Below are 19,366 nucleotides of genomic sequence, written 5' to 3'. Positions count from 1 at the left end.
GTTAAAGAAATGATAGATTCATTTTCTTTTATACTTTATAATCGTAGTGTTATGATATAAGCACTACGATTATTTAGTTTCTCTGTGTAAAGTATGTTTGTTTAATCTTGGGCAGTATTTCATCATTTCAATACGCTCAGGATTAGTTCGTTTGTTTTTAGTTGTGATATAGTTACGATCACCACATTCAGTACATGCTAAAGTAACGTTTACGCGCATGGGTAGGACCTCCTTTTCAAATTGAAACTATTACGATTTAATATTTTAGCATGTCACTCCATTTTTGCCAACTCTTTTTTACTTTTTTATATTTTAAAGGCTTGCGAATAGGGAAAAGAATGTGCTATGATGTAAAACGTAATAATTACGATTCAAAGGAGTTGTTCATATAAATGGCTAAGAAGTCTAAAATAGCTAAAGAGAAAAAAAGAGAAGAAATGGTCGCTAAATATGCTGAAATTAGAAGAGAATTAAAAGCAAAAGGTGACTATGAAGGTCTTAAAAAATTACCTAGAGACGCATCACCTACACGTTTAACTCGTAGATGTAAAGTTACAGGTCGTCCTCGAGGTGTTATGCGTAAATTTGAAATGTCTCGTATCGCATTTAGAGAACATGCACACAAAGGACAAATCCCTGGTGTTAAAAAATCAAGCTGGTAAAACCGATCTCCCTTTATTTACTTTGTTTCCTAAAGATAGTATATTATCATAGGAATAAATATATAAAGGGGCTTTTTTTATGAAAATTTTTGATTATGAAGATATACAACTCATCCCTAACAAAAGTGTAGTTAAAAGTCGTTCAGAAATCGATACTTCCATTCAATTTGGACCGAAGCGTTTTAAATTACCTGTTGTCCCAGCAAATATGCAAACCGTGATGAATGAATCATTGGCAGAGTGGTTTGCTCAAAATGATTACTTTTATATCATGCATAGATTTGATGAAGCAGCACGCCTGCCATTCGTTAAATCTATGCATGAAAAAGGATACTTTGCATCAATCTCAGTAGGTGTAAAACAAGGTGAATTTGATTTTATCAATCAATTAAAAGCAGAAGGTCTTTCTCCTGAGTATATTACAATCGATATTGCACACGGTCATTCAGATCAAGTTATTGAAATGATTCAGCATATTAAAAAACAATTGCCGAATGTATTTGTTATCGCAGGGAATGTGGGTACCCCTGAAGGTGTAAGAGAACTTGAAAATGCAGGTGCAGATGCTACAAAAGTAGGTATCGGTCCAGGTCGCGTGTGTATTACTAAAATTAAAACTGGTTTTGGTACGGGTGGATGGCAACTTGCAGCAGTGAATCACTGTAGTAAAGCAGCGCGTAAACCGATTATTGCAGATGGTGGTATTCGTACACATGGTGATATCGCCAAATCAATCCGTTTTGGTGCTTCAATGGTAATGATAGGGTCATTATTTGCTGCCCATGAAGAATCACCAGGGGAAACGGTTGAAATAGACGGTAAAACATACAAGGAATACTTTGGTAGTGCATCAGAATTTCAAAAAGGTGAACGTAAAAATGTTGAGGGTAAAAAAATGTTTGTCGAACATAAAGGTGCATTAAAAGATACCCTCACTGAAATGAAAGAAGACTTACAAAGTTCAATTTCATATGCAGGTGGAAAAGACATTGATGCGCTTAGAAAGGTAGACTACGTCATCGTTCGCAATTCTATTTTTAATGGTGACAGAGATTAAAGGAGCTGTTGATTATCCGTAAATTCCTTTTGTTTTTTCTTTTAGGATTGCTAATTATTCTTTTTGTCCCAATTCAACCGAGTACAGTAATATCTGATTTTGTAAAGCCAGCTAATGAAAAAATTGATCAACTCGTCGATGGCAAAACAAATGAAACCACGTTAAAAACACCAGAACAGCAAGTTTTTGCGATGAGAAATATTCAAATGAATATGACCAAAAAGCAAGTTGATGCAAAACTCGGGCAACCAGTTTCCAAAATAGGCAACGAATACGGTACGCGCTGGTATGTTTATCATCATGATTTTAATGAGTTTGTCATGGTCAGTTTTATCAATGATAAAGTACACGGGTTGTATACGAATCAAAATATGATTACTTCTAAAAATGGGATTAAATATGGAAGCCCTAAAGATTTTGTCCGTGAAAAACTAGGAACACCTGTAGATGAAATTAAAAAAGGTCATACCATTTATAAAAAAGAACAACAAGATTATGATATTTTTGATAAAGATGGTATCTACACGACTGTTTTCTATGATAAATATGACAACCATCAACTCATGGGGTTGATGCAAATCAGTCATACGATGGAATATAAATTAAATGCGCAGTACGCTGCCCCTTCAAAATTTTTGAGTGATAGTTTTGAAAAAGGTGATTATAACTTGTTAAATGCTACAAGAGTTCAAAAAGGCTTAAAGCCATTAGCTTATTCTGATTCTCTTGCGCAAACAGCTAGAAAACATAGTACTGATATGGCAAAAAATCATTACTTTGATCATAATGATTTAAGCGGTAAAACACCATTTGATCGTATTAAAGCTGATGGTCATCAATATCAAGTTGCTGCGGAAAACTTAGCATATGGTCAAACGAGTCCTATATATGCCCATCATGGATTAATGAATTCTAAAGGACATCGAAAAAATATATTAAATAGAAGTGTGAAAACAATAGGTATTGGTGTTGATTTTAATTCAGAGCGCCAACCGTTTTTCACCGAAAATTATATCGGGTAATGTTTGATGCTGAGATAAAGGGGAATAGCTTCTTTGGAAGTGATTAACAGTGAATATGATTTGGAAAAATGAAATTAATCAACAAAATAATCCCCCTTTAAATCAATCGGAAGATATTTTAGATCGTATTAAAAAATTACTCAATAAAAAATAAAAAAATAAAGCAAGCGACTAGTGAATGTGCTTCATTAAGTCGCTTGCTTTTTTTAGAAGGAGTGATCAAATGCCATTTTTACATTTCTCTGAATAAGCCAATAACTTTTCCGAGTACAGTGACATTATCTAAATAAATAGGTTCTAAACTACTGTTTTCTGGTTGAAGACGGTATCTATTTTTTTCTTTATAAAATCTTTTTACTGTAGCCTCATCTTCATCAGTCATAGCTACAATGATGTCGCCATTTTCAGCGATTGATTGGCTTCTAACAATAACTTTATCTCCGTCTAAAATACCAGCTTCAATCATACTCTCTCCGATAACATTTAGGATGAATATTTGGCCATTATGTGTTGAAGTGAAATGTTCTGGTAATGGATAGTATTCTTCAACGTTCTCAATAGCAGATATAGGTGTCCCTGCTGTGACCTTACCAATGACAGGCACATAGATAGTTTCTTCCATATTGACAGGTTCTCCCATGAGTTCATTCACAATTTCTATGGCACGAGGCTTAGTTGGATCTCGTCGAATATACCCTTTTTCTTCTAATCTAGATAAATGACCGTGCACAGTTGAGCTAGAAGCTAAACCAACTGCTTCACCGATTTCTCGAACACTCGGTGGATACCCTTTTGTTTGCACGACATGCTTTATAAATTCAAATATTTCGCTTTGTCTCTTTGTGAGTTCTCTCATTTCGCACACTCCTTCTTCGTTTGGTTTGAGGTTAGTATAACATATTGATGAAATAATCACAAACGTTTGTTCGTTTTGGTGTTGACATAGAACATTCGTTCTGTTAGAGTGTTAATACAAACAAACGTTCTAGGAGTGATAGTAATGATTCATGTTAAAATTTCAGAAATATACCTGTTTTTAACGGTATTTATCATATCTATACTACTTTTCTTTACATTCTTTGTATTAGCAAGCGATAGCAGTCATACAGAACAAACGTACGAAATGACAGATCACCAATTGAAAACAAACCAAACAGAAAAAGTTCAAAAACACGAACACATCGATACGAATCAGCCAGCGATTGCGACAACACTTGGCCGTTAATCAAAATCAACTTTTTCTGCGTACGAAATACTTTCAATCTCCATTTTTACTTCCAATTTTTTCCAATTAGATATCCCATATATTATGACACTTCGAAGTTTTCAGTCTCATTTGAACCTCGAGTCAAAATATGCTCGAGGTCAATTAGACTTGTAGACGAACTCTTGATAAGTTCAATAAATGTAAAAGACAACCTCTTTTTGAATTAGGCATTTTAATTTTTTAATAAATTGTTTCTTTCTATATGCCTATTTTCCACAAGATAAGAAAGTTTCGGCTAAAAAACGGACGCTATTCCACTTTAATTGTAATACAAGTTTAAGCGTTTGGTTTTATCCATTATATCTGTTATATTTTTGTAAAGAAAATGACGGAGGGAATTGATGATGTTTACTCAAGAAAAATTGAATCGAATCAATGAATTAGCTAATAAGAAAAAGCAAGAGGGCTTAACAGAAAGTGAAGCAAAAGAGCAATCACAATTAAGAAGTGAGTACTTAGAGATGTTTAGAAGTAGCTTCAAAAGCCAAATAGAGAACACTAAGGTCATTGATCCAGAGGGTAATGATGTTACACCTGAAAAACTTAAAGAAATCCAAAAGAAAAATCATTTACGTCACTAATTTAAAATTAGGCTTATATTTGGTGATTGGCGTGCTGATTTATTAGGCTTTATACTACCATTTCGGTTATAATGAAAATATGATGAGCATTCGAAAGGAAGGAAGTAATAATATGACAGAAACAAAAGATCAACTTGCGATTAATACATTACGTGGTTTAAGTATTGACGCCATCGAAAAAGCGAATTCAGGACACCCTGGATTACCAATGGGCGCAGCACCAATGGCTTATACTTTATGGACACGTCATTTGAATTTCAACCCTAATTCAAATGAATATTTCAACAGAGACCGTTTCATTTTATCAGCGGGTCATGGTTCAGCATTATTATACAGTTTGCTACATGTTTCAGGAAGCTTAGAATTAGAAGAGCTTAAACAATTCAGACAATGGGGTTCTAAAACACCGGGACATCCAGAATATCACCATACTAAAGGTGTAGAAATTACGACTGGTCCCCTAGGGCAAGGTTTTGCAATGTCTGTAGGTATGGCAATGGCTGAGAAACATTTGGCGGCTAAATTTAATAAAGATATCGAAGTAGTCAACCACTACACGTATGTTTTAGCTTCTGACGGAGATTTGATGGAAGGTATTTCTCATGAAGCGGCATCATTAGCAGGACATTTAAAACTAGATAAACTCATTACGCTTTATGATTCTAATAACATTTCTTTAGATGGTGAGACAAATAAATCATTTTCTGAAGATATTAAAAAACGTTTTGAGGCATATGGTTGGAACCATATACTTGTTAAAGATGGTAATGACGTAGAGGCTATCGACAAAGCCATTTCTGAAGCTAAACAACAAAATGGTCCGACAATCATTGAAGTTAAAACAATTATTGGTGAAGGTTCACCAAATAAATCAAATAGCAATTCTGTTCATGGTGCACCTTTAGGCGAAGAAGAACGTAAGCTTACATTTGAAAACTATCAATTAGACAGTTCTAAATATTTCCATGTTGACGAAGAAGTTTATGAAATTTTCAATTCAACAATGATTAAACGTGCCAATGAAAATGAAGATGAATGGAATAAAAAAGTTGAAGTCTACAGTCAACAATATCCTGAATTATACAAAGAGTTTAAAGACGCTTTAGAAGGCCGTTTACCTGAAGGTTATGAAGCTGAACTTCCAAAATTCGAATTAGGTCATAAAGGCGCTTCACGTGCAGATTCTGGAGATGTAATTCAAGCATTAAGTAAAGCTGTTCCAACATTATTTGGTGGTTCTGCTGACTTAGCTTCTTCAAATAAATCAAATGTAAAAGAAGAAACAGACTTCTCAGCTGAAAATGGCGAAGGTAAAAACGTATGGTTCGGTGTGCGTGAATTTGCGATGGCTGCTGCCGTTAATGGTATGGCTGCACATGGTGGTTTACATCCATACGGTGCAACATTCTTTGTATTTAGTGATTATTTAAAACCTGCTTTACGTTTAGCAGCAATAATGGGACTTCGTTCTACGTTTGTGTTTACACACGATTCAATCGCTGTTGGTGAAGATGGTCCTACACATGAACCAATCGAACAATTGGCAGGCTTAAGAGCAATTCCAAATCTTAACGTGATTCGTCCAGCTGATGGTAATGAAACACGTGTTGCTTGGAAAGTTGCTGTTGAATCAAACGGTATCCCAACTGCTTTAGTATTAACACGTCAAGGTTTACCAGTGTTAGATGTAGAAGAATCTGTAGTAGAAGAAGGCGTTAGAAAAGGTGCATATGTCGTTTATGAAAGTGAAAAAGCGCCTGAGTATGTTTTATTAGCTTCTGGTTCTGAAGTAAGTTTAACAGTTGAAGTTGCAAAAGCACTTGAAGAACAAGGTAAAGGTGTTCGTGTTGTTTCAATGCCAAACTGGAATGCATTTGCAGCGCAATCAAAAGCGTACCAAGACGAAATTTTATTACCACAAGTAGGAAAACGTGTTGCTGTTGAAATGGCATCATCACTCGGTTGGCATAAATATGTAGGTATGCATGGTCTTGTTGTAGGTATTGATCGTTACGGCGCAAGTGCACCTGGCGACTTAGTTGTCGAAAAATATGGTTTTACAAAAGAAAACATATTATCTGAAATTGAAAAGTTATAATTGATGATCGCATTTAAAAGTCGAGCTTGAATTGTTCAAAATTGAGCTCGGCTTTTCTTTTAGTTATTCATATAAGTTTGCTTTCATATCTTGAAAAGAATACATAATTTTAGTAAAATGCAAAAGGATACAGAAAGTGGGTGAAACTATGGCTACATGGTTAGCAATTTTATTAATTGTTATTGCACTTATCGGTGGATTAGTGGGGGGCTTTTTCTTAGCACGTAAATATATGATGGACTATTTAAAAAAGAACCCACCTATTAATGAAGAAATGTTGCGCATGATGATGATGCAAATGGGTCAAAAACCATCTCAAAAGAAAATTAATCAAATGATGACAATGATGAATAAAAACATGGACAAAAAAATGTAATGTCCATGATGTTGATAATAGCAAAGAGAAGTACGGTAATAAAAATCGTACTAAACTTTGCTATTTTTTTAAGTTAAAATAAAGAAGGACTTTAAGCGCATAGCCATACCAGACATTTGGTTTTATTTTAAGACAAGTGGCTTCCACTCTATTAACTGAAAGAGGTAGGGTCTATGTTATACCAAATTGAGTAATGGTGTACGTCCAGTTTATTCATATAGAAAGATTTTAAAATAAATGTGATCAAACTGTGGTTTAGTTTATTTTAATGGATAAGAGGAGGTGTGACATATATGATAGGTATCATACTCATTATTGTTATATCAACGATCGTGACCATTTATTTGGGGATAACAAAAGATGTGAATATTATCGCTTCAGTTGATGCGCAAAAGGTGCCTGCGCATTTAAAAACTAAATTGATTTATTTGTTTATAGTAATGTTATGGTTGACTAGTTTAAGTCTTATATTGACAATTGCTTTAATCGAAACACATCTTTTTATTAGTCTTATTTTGTTCGTGATAAGTTTATTATTGATGGTCTCTTTTTACATATATTATTATAAGATAAGTCAGTAGTTTCAATAAAAGGCATTGATAGACGTGTGTATAAGATGAGTTATGAAAAAGCACATGTTTAGAAGTGAAACCTTAAATAATGCGTCGAAGTAAGAAAATTAACGAATTTAAATGTCATGTGCTATACTATTGAGTATCGAATGAGAAATGAGGAGGATCAACATTGACGTATTTAGTATTATCGATTCTTATTGCATTTGTCATGGGGGCAGCGGTCATTGTAATTAGAATGAAAGCGCAAAAATATCCAGTGAATGAAAAGAAAATTCTTTTACCTCCTTTTTTTATGGCAACAGGTGCATTAATGTACGTCGTTCCCTATTTTAGACTTTCTAATTTTGAAATATTAGAGTCAGTTGTATTAGGTGTGATTTTTTCGAGTGTACTCATTATGACATCACACTTTGAAACAAAAGGGAGTCAAATCTATTTAAAAAAATCTAAAGCTTTCCCGCTTGTGCTCATCACGCTTCTATTAGTGAGAACAGTATTAAAAGTGTTTATAGGCAGTAATATTGATCCGGGTGAGTTAGCAGGTATGTTCTTTTTATTAGCTTTTAGTATGTTATTGCCATGGCGCCTTGCGATGTTACGTCGCTATCGCAAAATTAAGCACCAACTTGTACAATAAAGAGCATGTCATTAAAATGAAAAGTTTCATTTATGTATAGTAAGTGTCGTTTGTTTTAATAAAAAATGCTTGAAGTTTAGCGATATATTCATGCATCGTTGAATCGCTATTATTTATAAACTAACCGTCGTGGATTGAGTTGAATGTTTCAGCCTCAATCCATTTTTTAATCATAATCAATATGCTGGAGTGGGATAATGAAATCTATTGATATCGATCTCATTCTTTTTTTAGGTTTATTGAGTTAAAGCGAGTACATTGATATCATCGTTAAATGATGAAATGATAAATTAGAATTGGACGCTTGAAATCCAATAAAAACACCTATACAATAATAACGAACGTTTGTTCTGAGGTGATGAATATGAAAATAATACATACCGCGGATTGGCATTTAGGAAAAGTATTAAATGGCCATTCATTTTTGGAAGATCAACAGTATATTGTAGATCAATTGATAGAAGTGCTTATAAAAGAAAAACCAGATTTACTTGTTATAGCTGGTGATATCTATGATACAACATACCCTAATAAGTATGTGATTAGACTAATGGAAAATACTATCGCAAAGATAAATCTAGATTTACGAATTCCTATTGTCATGATTAATGGCAACCATGATGGTAAAGAGCGTCTACGTTATGGCGCCTCATGGTTTCAGCACAATCAACTCTACATTGCTACAGAATTAGAGCAGTGCTTAACGCCCTACATATTTGATGATGTTGCACTTTACACTATGCCTTTTTTTACTGTATCGGAAGCGCGTGAATTTCTGAATGAACCGATTGAAACATATGAGCAAGCTGTTAAGAAATTGATTGCACGTATTCAACCACATCTAGACCAAAATAAGACGAATATTTTAGTGGGACATTTCACTTTAAATGGTGCGCCCAAAAGTGATTCAGAACGTGAAATAACTGTAGGTACTATTGAAGCGGTATCGCCCCAATTTTTAAATGATTTTGATGCCGTAATGTTAGGTCATATTCATCATCCGTTTGCGACGCCATTTAAGCATATCGTCTATAGTGGTTCAATTTTGCAATATTCTTTTTCGGAAGCTGGCCAGGCAAAAGGGATTCGAATCTTTGACGTACAGCCTCATGAAATAAAACAGTCTTTTGTCCCATTGAAACCTAAGCATGAATTAGAAGTGGTCGAAGCAAGATTTGATGATTTAATGAATGGTGAATTTGAGCGTAAAAGTAACGAAAGTTATTTTCACTTTATTGTTGAACAACTCAGTCATGTAAAGGATCCAATGCAAAAGTTAAAACAAATTTATCCCAACACTTTATCATTAACCCAACAAGTACAGACTTCCCAATACACATCTAAAGCTTTAAAAGATGTAAAAAAAATGCATCCAATAGATATTGTAGAGAAGTTCTATAGTGAAATGACGACTGAGAAGTTATCGGAATTGCAAAAAGAAAATGTAATGGCATTGTTAGAAAAGATAAAAGGGGAGGAATAAAAGATGAAACCGATACGCCTTCATCTTAAAAATTTTGGTCCTTTTTTAGATGAAACCATTGATTTTTCAAATATACAATCGAATCAACTCTTCTTAATTAGCGGAAAAACGGGTTCAGGTAAGACGATGATATTTGATGGAATGGTTTATGCGCTATATGGACGTGCGTCTACTGAAAAAAGAGAAGTGAAACATTTGAGAAGTCACTTTGCGCAACCTAAAGAACCTTTAACGGTTACCTTTGAATTTGAAATCAACGGTGGTCGTTATAAGGTCGTTCGAGAAGCTTCATTTTTGAAGCCGGGAAATAAAAATGAGACAAAACCTAAACTTGAAGTTTACCATTTAAATGGTGAGGTTTTTGAGCTGGTTGAAAGTACAATTCAAGCAGGAGACCAATTTATTTTAAATCTTTTAAAGCTTAAGCAAGATCAATTTAGACAGCTGTTTATCTTGCCACAAGGTGAATTTAAATCCTTTTTAGTTTCAAATAGCACAGATAAGCAAGCGATTTTGAGAACGCTTTTTAATACGCAACTGTATGACGCTCTTAAAAATGAGTTGGTAGGTAAAACTAAAAATATGAAGAATGAAATTGATCAAATCTATACAAAAATCCAAAGCAGTTGGGATGAAATGTATACATTAGATGACGCTGAATTGGTAGCGCAAAAACAATTGAAAAGTGAACAATATGAATTGATTCTTAATGCATTGCCGGTGTTTCAACGTATAGGACAACAACAGGTTGACGAAACAGCAGTGGAGAAAAGTAAGCGTGAAGGCGCTTTGAAAAAGATAAATGAAGCGGTTGCACGTGAAGAATCACGTCAACAATTAAAGCAACAAAAAGCGGACTTAGAACACAAATTAAATCAATTAAATGAACAACAACCTCGAATTACAGAGCTAGAAAAGAAATTAAAATTGATAACTGAAAGTCAATTCGCTATCAAAACGTATCAAAATAAGCTTGAATACGAAAAAACACTCAATTCTCAAAAAAGTAAACAGTCTACTTTAACATCAGAATTTGATGCATTGAAAGAGATAGAAGTACAAGATGCAACTTTGCTTGAAAAACATTTAGCTCAACAAGAACGGATAGACCAACAATCACAATTCATCCAAAATACAAGACATTATTTTCAACAAGTCGATCAGCTCAAACAAAAAGAACAGCGTGATCAACAAATTAATGCACAGCATCAGCAAGTAGTAGAAGAAATGGATAAAGCGAACAATGAATTACAACAAATGAGTGAAGAAGATATTGAGAAAAAACCGGATTATGAGAAAAAATCACAGTTACAAAATATGCAAATGACGCTCACTGAACAGCATACGTCACTTATAGAATCTGAAAAGCGTATGCATCTCAAGCTAAAACATGAAGAAAGTCTTGAACAGCTAAACAAACAATATGAAAATTTAACGCATGAAATTGAAGCACAGCGTGCACAGTTGCATACGATTTCAAGTCAAGATCAACACTTACTCGATCATGAAAAAGCGGTCGTTACTTTAAGAACAGTTTTACAAGTTGATGAACCTTGTCCTGTTTGTGGACAAAACGTTTCACATGTCGATTATGGTCCGGAAATCGATGCCATTAAATCATTGCAAAGTGAAAATGTGAAAATTGAAACTCAAATTCGAGAACTCACTGAGCAAAGAATTCATTGCGGAGCGGATATCACGAATACAAAGGAAAGATTAAATGAAATTGGAGAAATTCAATTTAATAAAAATTTATTAAATGAAAATGAAGCACAACTTTTAAATGTTAAAAATGATATAGAAGCGGTTGATCATGAAAATAAACGGATTGAAGCATTACAACAACAAGTTGAACGTATTAATAAGGTATTAGATGAAAATACGCGTCAAAAGCAACTTTTAGAAAAAGAACAACAACATATTCAAGAACAATTAGAAAATTTTCAACAAATAACAGGGTACGATGATATTGTGAAGTTTCAAAACGCATTTGAGCGAATTGATTCTGAAGTTCTAGCCTTTGAGGAGCAAAAACTAGCGTTAACACAACAATTAGAAAATACACAAAATAAAGTGAAAAATCATCATTATGATTTGCGCCTTATTGCACAACAAATCGATGATGTTACAACTCAACTCAATCGACTCGACGATGAGTTGAAAATAGCAATGAAGCAATTAGATATTGCGGATGAAGCGGCATTAATGACCATTTCAAACGAAAGTGAAAATAAATCAGACTATACGTCTGAAGTAGAACAATTTCACCATGAAATACAAGCGCTTCAATTTAAACTTCAAGATGTTACGACTCAAATTTTAAATATTGAACCAAATAATATAGAGACTTTAAAAAAAGAGCAACGAGAAATACAAATACAATATGATTCTGTACAAAAGCGGTTGAATGAATTTGCTTTTCAAGTAGATCAAAATAAGAAGACGATACAACGAATAGAACGGGAGATAGCACATTTAAAGCAGACGGTGTCAGCACAAATTGAGCTCTTTCAACTTGCCGAAATTTTAAATGGAAAAAATGAGCATAATTTAACTTTAGAAAATTATGTACTGATGCATTTTCTAGAACAAATTCTCGTTAAAGCGAATCAAAGATTGTTAAGTATGACAGGACAGCGGTATGAATTGATTAGAAATGAGAAAAAAGGGAGAGGTTTTAGTGGCTTAGAAATTGAAGTCTTTGACTATTATTCAAACCAATCACGTCATATCACCTCATTATCTGGAGGAGAAACATTTCAAGCGTCATTGGCGCTAGCTTTGGGCCTTTGTGAAGTGGTACAAAATGAGCAAGGGGGCATTGCGCTTGATGCAATGTTTATTGACGAAGGTTTCGGTACACTAGACCAAGAAACTTTAGAGACAGCATTAGATACATTAATTCAACTTCAATCGAGTGGACGATTAGTGGGTATTATTTCTCATGTCACAGAATTAAAAAATCGAATTCCTGTTATTTTAGATGTAGTTTCTAAAAATTATCAAAGTACAACTTTATTACGTTACAATGAATAAGTATACGACTTATATTATGAAATTGGTTTAAAATATAAACGACAGACGGTAAGATAGAGCTTCTTTTCTACCTTATCGCCTGTCATTTTTAATGCCCACTTATTTTTGGTTTTGACGTAATAAATCACGGATTTCAGTTAAGAGTACAGTGTTTTCTTCGATAGCTTCTTCCTCTTCTTCTACTTTCGGTTTTACAAGCGTATTTGCAATTTTAACAAAGATAAATAATGCAAAAGCGATGATAATAAAGTCAATAATAGATTGAATAAATATACCATACTTGATACCGAACGCTGCCCAATTTTTAGCGAAATCAACTTCGCCAAATAGTAATCCAATTAAAGGCATAATGATGTTTTCGACTAATGATGACACGATTTTGTTGAAAGCAGCGCCCATTACAACCGCAACGGCTAAATCAAGAACATTACCTTTTAATGCGAACGCTTTAAATTCTTTTAACATGACGTTTTCCCCTCCAAATAAACAAATTTAATGGCACACTGATTATACATTACTCATAAAATATTGCAACATTTAATTAATAAAGAAATTGATATGATTCTTAGTTCGTTGATTATACGATAATGTTTTGTTATTGTATATATGTTGATTGCGCTTTAAAATATTTGTACATTGTTAATATAAAGTGCGTGATTATTTAAAATTTAATATATGAAAGGGAGTATGTTATTTTATGAGTTCTTCAACTCCAGAACCAAATGGTAAGAAGTTTTCTCCGGTATTCCTGATTAGTGCAATTATTGTTTTTGCCATTGTATTAGTCGGTGTATTCATCCCAACGCAGTTTGGTGAATTTACGAATACGATAAAACTTTGGATTACAGATAAACTGGGTTGGTACTATCTTATTTTAACGACGATTATCGTATTCTTCTGTATCTTCTTAATCTTCAGCCCTATAGGGAAATTGAAGTTAGGCCGACCACACGATAAACCGGAATTCAACACAATTTCTTGGTTTGCGATGTTATTCAGCGCGGGAATGGGGATTGGATTAGTCTTTTATGGTGCAGCAGAGCCAATTTCTCATTTTGCGGCACCACCTAACGCTGATCCGAAATCAACGGAAGCATTTACTGAATCATTACGCGCGACGTTCTTTCATTGGGGATTCCATGCATGGGCAGTATATGGTGTTGTCGCACTTGCATTAGCTTATGCGCAATTTAGAAAAGGTGAACCGGGCTTATTATCTAAAACATTACGTCCTATTTTAGGGGATCATGTAGATGGTCTCGTTGGTACGATCATTGATGTTTTAGCCGTATTTGCGACAGTTATTGGGGTAGCTGTTTCTCTAGGTATGGGTGCACTTCAAATCTCAGGTGGTTTACATTACCTATTCGGCACGCCTAACAATATTGTTATGCAATCTATTATCATTGTGGTCGTAACGATTTTATTTATTATGAGTGCTTGGTCCGGTTTAAGTAAAGGAATTCAATACTTAAGTAACTTGAATATCGGTTTAGGGACTTTATTATTGATTGCCGGATTAATTGTAGGACCGACAATCTTAATCTTAAACATGTTTACAAGTTCAACAGGAAGCTTATTAAATTCTTTCTTATTTAACAGTTTTGATGCAGCACCAACAAATCCTCAAAAACGTGAATGGATGACAAATTGGACACTTTACTATTGGGGCTGGTGGCTAAGCTGGAGCCCGTTCGTAGGTGTATTTATTGCACGTGTTTCAAAAGGGCGTTCAATTCGAGAATTTATTTCAGGGGTACTGTTAGTGCCTGTTATTGTAAGTTTCGTTTGGTTTAGTGTGTTTGGCGTTTTAGGTATTGAAACGGCTAAAAAACATACAGAAATTTTCAAAATGTCACCTGAAACACAGCTTTTCGGTGTCTTTCATCATGTGCCATTAGGCATGGTGCTTTCAATCATCGCACTACTTTTAATTGCGTCATTCTTTATTACATCAGCTGACTCAGCAACATTTGTGCTAGGTATGCAGACGACATACGGTTCACTCAATCCAAGTGCTGTTGTTAAAGTGACTTGGGGTGTTGCACAATCACTTATCGCATTTGTGTTATTATTATCTGGCGGAGGCGATGGTGCGGCAGGATTAAATGCGTTGCAAAGTGCAGCGATTATTAGTGCTTTGCCGTTCTCATTGATTGTCATCCTGATGATGATTAGTTTCTATAAAGATGCGAATAAAGAGCGTAAGTTCTTGGGCTTAACATTAACACCTAATAAGCATCGTTTGAAAGAATATGTCGCAAGTTCACAACAAGATTATGAAGAAGAATTAATTTCAAAACGTAAAGCGTTGCGAGATCAAGAAAAATAAATTTATTTAATTAAAAGACAGGTTTCAATTCACTGAAATGAAAATACAGTGAATTGACCTGTCTTTTTTTATTGACCAATACTTGATTGAAAATCATTCTCAATTAATAATATATACTTATTACACCTGATGAAAGTCATAAGTTTTAGTTATAATAACCGATTAGAAAGTCAAAACTTCAAAACCCCAGTTTTAATCATCATTTAGTTGTTTTCATAAAGCGTTAATTATACAATTAAATCAACGGCATATAAAAATATCAGGGGGGATATTCGATGGCTTCAAAATTAAAAGAACAAGCTAAAAAGTCATTTCAATTAAACGGAAAAAACTTAACGTACTATGATTTGAAAACGTTAGAAGAACAAGGACTTACTCAAGTAAGTCGCTTACCATATTCTATTCGTGTATTACTTGAATCAGTATTGCGTCAAGAAGATGGTTTTGTTATTACAGACGAACATATTAAAGCGCTTTCAACATTTGGTAAAGAAAATAGTAAAGGTGAAGTGCCATTCAAACCTTCACGTGTTATTTTACAAGACTTTACAGGTGTACCAGCGGTTGTAGACTTAGCTTCTTTACGTAAAGCAATGGACGATGTCGGTGGAGACTTGTCTAAAATCAACCCAGAAGTTCCAGTAGACCTAGTGATTGACCACTCTGTACAAGTTGATAGTTACGCAAATCCAGAAGCTTTAGAGCGCAACATGAAATTAGAATTCGAACGTAACTATGAGCGTTATCAATTTTTGAACTGGGCTACTAAAGCGTTTAAAAATTATAATGCTGTACCTCCAGCAACAGGGATTGTACATCAAGTTAACTTGGAATATTTAGCTAATGTTGTTCATGTACGTGAAGAAAATGGGGAAGACGTTGCATTTCCAGATACATTAGTGGGAACTGACTCACATACTACAATGATTAACGGCCTTGGCGTTTTAGGTTGGGGTGTCGGTGGAATCGAAGCAGAAGCGGGCATGCTCGGTCAGCCATCATACTTCCCAATTCCTGAAGTTATTGGTGTACGTTTATCCAATGAACTGCCTCAAGGTGCAAATGCGACAGACTTAGCATTACGTGTAACAGAGTTATTACGTAAAAAAGGGGTAGTAGGTAAATTTGTTGAATTTTTCGGTCTAGGTGTAGATAAATTACCTTTAGCTGACCGTGCAACAATTGCCAACATGGCTCCAGAATACGGAGCAACTTGTGGTTTCTTCCCTGTTGATGACGAAACGTTAAAATATTTACGTTTAACAGGTCGCTCTGATGAACATATTGAAACAGTTGAAAAGTATTTAAAACAAAATCATCTGTTCTTTGATGTAAATGAAGAGCCAAATTATACAGACGTAGTGGAACTTGATTTATCTACAGTTGAGGCTTCATTGTCGGGTCCAAAACGTCCACAAGATTTAATTTTCTTAAGCGATATGAAAAAAGAGTTCGAAAAATCAGTGACTGCACCTGCAGGTAACCAAGGTCATGGTTTAGATGCATCAGAATTCGATAAAAAGGCAACAATCGAATTTAAAGATGGTTCAACAACTGAAATGACGACGGGCGACATTGCGATTGCAGCGATCACTTCTTGTACAAATACCTCTAACCCTTATGTGATGTTAGGTGCTGGGTTATTAGCTAAAAAAGCAGTTGAAAAAGGACTAGAAGTTCCAGCCTATGTTAAAACTTCTTTAGCACCGGGTTCTAAAGTTGTAACAGGTTATTTGCGGGACTCAGGTTTACAAAGCTATTTAGACAAGCTTGGTTTCAACTTAGTCGGTTATGGCTGTACAACATGTATTGGTAACTCAGGTCCACTATTAGAAGAAATTGAAAAAGCTGTTGCTAAAGAAGATTTATTAGTGACTTCTGTATTATCAGGTAACCGTAACTTTGAAGGACGTATCCATCCACTTGTTAAAGCGAACTATTTAGCTTCGCCACCATTAGTTGTGGCATATGCTTTAGCGGGAACTGTTGATATTGATTTACACAAAGAAGCTTTAGGTCAAGATGCACAAGGAAATGATGTATTCTTGAAAGATATTTGGCCTTCTATTCAAGAAGTAGCAGATGCTGTAGAAAGCGTTGTTACACCAGAATTGTTTAAAGAAGAATATAAGAGTGTTTATGATAACAACGAATTATGGAACCAAATCGATACGACAGATCAACCATTGTATGATTTTGATCCTGAATCAACGTACATTCAAAACCCAACATTCTTCCAAGGATTATCTAAAGAACCAGGTCACATTGAACCATTAAAAGATTTACGTGTCATGGGTAAATTTGGCGATTCGGTTACAACTGACCATATCTCTCCAGCAGGGGCAATTGGTAAAGATACGCCAGCAGGACATTACTTAACAGAAAATGGTGTTTCTCCACGTGACTTTAACTCTTATGGTTCTCGTCGTGGTAACCACGAAGTCATGGTTCGTGGTACATTTGCCAACATTCGTATTAAAAACCAATTAGCACCAGGAACAGAAGGTGGCTTCACAACATATTGGCCAACTGGAGAAGTAATGCCAATATTTGATGCAGCTATGAAATATAAAGAAGATGGCACTGGCCTTGTTGTATTAGCAGGTAACGACTATGGTATGGGCTCATCTCGTGACTGGGCTGCGAAAGGTACAAACTTATTAGGTGTAAAAACAGTTATTGCACAAAGTTATGAGCGTATTCATCGTTCTAACTTAGTCATGATGGGTGTTTTACCATTACAATTTAAGCAAGGTGAATCAGCGGATACGTTAGGTTTAGATGGTAAAGAAACGATTTCAGTTGAAGTTAGCGAATCTGTTCAACCTCGAGATACAGTGAAAGTGACTGCAACGAAAGAAGATGGTTCTACAGTTGAGTTCGAAGCCATTGCACGTTTCGATTCTAATGTAGAAATTGATTACTATCGTCATGGTGGTATTTTACAACTTGTTTTACGTAAAAAATTAGCTTCTTCATAAGGTGATTTAAGCAATTTTAGAAAATGTGATAATTTTATTTTGCTTTAATGAATAGCTAAGAAAATATTATATCAAGTCCGGTCATTTTGATGTACCGGGCTTTCTTTTTTTGAAATGAAGAGGTTAATATCCTTTGTACATCTATTGCAGAATTCATTATAAGTTTCTGGGTTGTTTTTTTATGGTAAAATGAGTGGCATGAGCGCTAAGAGAAAGAAGGTAAAATAATGATCTACGCATTAACTGAAATCGAAGCACGCTATCAAGAGACAGACCAAATGGGTGTGATTTACCATGGTAACTATGCGACATGGTTTGAAGTTGCACGTACAGACTACATACGTAAACTCGGCTTAGACTATGTAGAAATGGAAGAGGCGGGGATTGTTTCTCCTGTAACAGAACTCAATATTAATTATAAAAAGAGTATTGGTTATCCAGAAAAAGTAACAATTAAAACATGGGTATCTAAATTTTCAAAATTACGCTCTCGTTATCAATATGAAGTTTATAATGAAAACGGTGAACTTGCGACTACGGGTTACACAGATAATGTCATTATCACTAAAAATGAAGGCAAACCTGTTCGTTTAGATAGAGCTTTTCCAAATTGGTATGAAGTTTATCATGAAGTTCAGCAAAGAAATGAAGCAGGTGAAGAGTTAGAAGTCACACAAGATTCAACTATTTAAAAACATCAATTTGTTTTTATCATCTCGTTTGTGCATTAGCATATTATGTGTCAAATGAGGTTGTTAAAATTTATAGTAATGATTATTGTTGACTTAATTGTTTCGTCATAGAAATTGTTTCAACGTAATCATCAAAAAAATCGAGGTTAGGAAATTACGATTCCACCTCGATTTTTGTTGTTAATTCAATTATGATTCAATAAGTTCAGCTTCATAGAGTACATCATCATTTTTAATATCTACTTTTATATGATGATCTTCAAAATACCAAACATCTTTTTCTGCTACGATGACATGTATGCCATCAAACTTTTCTTCGTATCCAATTTCATCTATATCACGTGTGTAATCTACATTAAAAGCTGGGCTAAATCCTTGTTTTAATTGGAACTCCCCACCATAGCGAACAAAGAACCGTAACACTTTTCCGTCTTCTGGTAAGTCAAGTTCATCTTTAAACCAAGTAATGGCATCATTCGTAAATTCTATTTTCATATTGAATTCTCCTCCCAGTATAAGGATATGATTTGTTTACCTTATTTTAATGGGTTTTAAACTAAATTCAAA

General features: G+C 34.5%; 17 protein-coding genes. 13 read left to right on the top strand and 4 right to left on the bottom strand.

Annotated elements, in window-relative coordinates; all coding sequences use genetic code 11:
* Positions 1 to 69 precede the first annotated feature (69 nt).
* On the bottom strand, positions 70 to 219 hold the full coding sequence (gene rpmG, locus KM149_RS07415; protein ID WP_014613994.1) for a 50S ribosomal protein L33: 150 nt from the start codon (positions 217 to 219) through the stop codon (positions 70 to 72).
* A gap of 173 nt (positions 220 to 392) precedes the next feature.
* Between rpmG and rpsN the strand changes: the two genes are divergently transcribed.
* The 3 genes from rpsN to KM149_RS07400 all read left to right on the top strand — a co-directional run bounded on the left by rpsN (position 393) and on the right by KM149_RS07400 (position 2,741).
* Positions 393 to 662 carry a 30S ribosomal protein S14 gene (gene rpsN, locus KM149_RS07410; protein ID WP_016424998.1) on the top strand — a complete coding sequence of 90 codons (270 nt, stop codon included), beginning with the start codon at positions 393 to 395 and terminating at the stop codon, positions 660 to 662.
* Between the two features lie 79 nt (positions 663 to 741).
* Positions 742 to 1,719, top strand: coding sequence for a GMP reductase (guaC, locus tag KM149_RS07405; protein WP_165544965.1), 978 nt, complete (start codon positions 742 to 744; stop codon positions 1,717 to 1,719).
* An 8-nt stretch (positions 1,720 to 1,727) separates the two neighbouring features.
* On the top strand, positions 1,728 to 2,741 hold the full coding sequence (locus KM149_RS07400; RefSeq protein ID WP_425353367.1) for a CAP domain-containing protein: 1,014 nt from the start codon (positions 1,728 to 1,730) through the stop codon (positions 2,739 to 2,741).
* A gap of 232 nt (positions 2,742 to 2,973) precedes the next feature.
* On the opposite strand, the gene lexA is transcribed toward KM149_RS07400, so the two are convergent.
* Complete coding sequence (lexA, locus tag KM149_RS07395; protein ID WP_016425001.1) at positions 2,974 to 3,597, bottom strand: transcriptional repressor LexA; 624 nt, start codon at positions 3,595 to 3,597, stop codon at positions 2,974 to 2,976.
* Between the two features lie 144 nt (positions 3,598 to 3,741).
* Between lexA and sosA the strand changes: the two genes are divergently transcribed.
* The 7 genes from sosA to sbcC all read left to right on the top strand — a co-directional run bounded on the left by sosA (position 3,742) and on the right by sbcC (position 12,794).
* Positions 3,742 to 3,966 (top strand): DNA damage-induced cell division inhibitor SosA, encoded by a 225-nt coding sequence (gene sosA, locus KM149_RS07390; RefSeq protein ID WP_060829963.1) that lies wholly within the window; start codon positions 3,742 to 3,744, stop codon positions 3,964 to 3,966.
* 386 nt (positions 3,967 to 4,352) lie between these two features.
* Entirely contained in the window at positions 4,353 to 4,589 is a 237-nt protein-coding gene (locus KM149_RS07385) for a DUF896 domain-containing protein (RefSeq protein WP_050331969.1), read from the top strand.
* 112 nt (positions 4,590 to 4,701) lie between these two features.
* Positions 4,702 to 6,687, top strand: a complete 1,986-nt coding sequence (gene tkt, locus KM149_RS07380; protein ID WP_241415269.1) for a transketolase — start codon at positions 4,702 to 4,704, stop codon at positions 6,685 to 6,687.
* A gap of 148 nt (positions 6,688 to 6,835) precedes the next feature.
* The gene (locus tag KM149_RS07375) at positions 6,836 to 7,063 is read left to right on the top strand and encodes a YneF family protein (protein WP_014613986.1); all 228 of its coding nucleotides are present in this window, start codon (positions 6,836 to 6,838) and stop codon (positions 7,061 to 7,063) included.
* Between the two features lie 744 nt (positions 7,064 to 7,807).
* The gene (locus tag KM149_RS07370) at positions 7,808 to 8,275 is read left to right on the top strand and encodes a CcdC family protein (RefSeq protein ID WP_050331050.1); all 468 of its coding nucleotides are present in this window, start codon (positions 7,808 to 7,810) and stop codon (positions 8,273 to 8,275) included.
* 364 nt (positions 8,276 to 8,639) lie between these two features.
* Positions 8,640 to 9,758 carry an exonuclease subunit SbcD gene (gene sbcD / locus KM149_RS07365; RefSeq protein WP_165544967.1) on the top strand — a complete coding sequence of 373 codons (1,119 nt, stop codon included), beginning with the start codon at positions 8,640 to 8,642 and terminating at the stop codon, positions 9,756 to 9,758.
* Between the two features lie 3 nt (positions 9,759 to 9,761).
* Entirely contained in the window at positions 9,762 to 12,794 is a 3,033-nt protein-coding gene (sbcC, locus tag KM149_RS07360) for an exonuclease subunit SbcC (RefSeq protein WP_241415268.1), read from the top strand.
* A gap of 99 nt (positions 12,795 to 12,893) precedes the next feature.
* Here sbcC and mscL read toward each other — a convergent pair whose 3' ends face one another.
* Entirely contained in the window at positions 12,894 to 13,259 is a 366-nt protein-coding gene (gene mscL / locus KM149_RS07355; RefSeq protein ID WP_165544969.1) for a large conductance mechanosensitive channel protein MscL, read from the bottom strand.
* A 232-nt stretch (positions 13,260 to 13,491) separates the two neighbouring features.
* On the opposite strand from mscL, the gene KM149_RS07350 reads away from it, so the two are divergent.
* The 3 genes from KM149_RS07350 (at position 13,492) to menI (ending at position 18,799) form a co-directional block, all read left to right on the top strand.
* Positions 13,492 to 15,126: a BCCT family transporter gene (locus KM149_RS07350; RefSeq protein WP_241415267.1), complete on the top strand. Its 1,635-nt coding sequence runs from the start codon at positions 13,492 to 13,494 to the stop codon at positions 15,124 to 15,126.
* A gap of 275 nt (positions 15,127 to 15,401) precedes the next feature.
* Positions 15,402 to 18,107: an aconitate hydratase AcnA gene (gene acnA, locus KM149_RS07345; RefSeq protein WP_241415266.1), complete on the top strand. Its 2,706-nt coding sequence runs from the start codon at positions 15,402 to 15,404 to the stop codon at positions 18,105 to 18,107.
* A 227-nt stretch (positions 18,108 to 18,334) separates the two neighbouring features.
* Complete coding sequence (gene menI, locus KM149_RS07340) at positions 18,335 to 18,799, top strand: 1,4-dihydroxy-2-naphthoyl-CoA hydrolase MenI (protein WP_050331041.1); 465 nt, start codon at positions 18,335 to 18,337, stop codon at positions 18,797 to 18,799.
* A 189-nt stretch (positions 18,800 to 18,988) separates the two neighbouring features.
* On the opposite strand, the gene KM149_RS07335 is transcribed toward menI, so the two are convergent.
* The gene (locus KM149_RS07335) at positions 18,989 to 19,294 is read right to left on the bottom strand and encodes a HesB/YadR/YfhF family protein (RefSeq protein WP_016425014.1); all 306 of its coding nucleotides are present in this window, start codon (positions 19,292 to 19,294) and stop codon (positions 18,989 to 18,991) included.
* Positions 19,295 to 19,366: the final 72 nt, after the last annotated feature.

The sequence above is a fragment of the Staphylococcus coagulans genome, assembly GCF_022557135.1.
Lineage (GTDB): Bacteria > Bacillota > Bacilli > Staphylococcales > Staphylococcaceae > Staphylococcus > Staphylococcus coagulans.
Note: the sequence above shows the minus strand (reverse complement) of the source record. Positions and strands in the feature narration are given on the sequence as shown.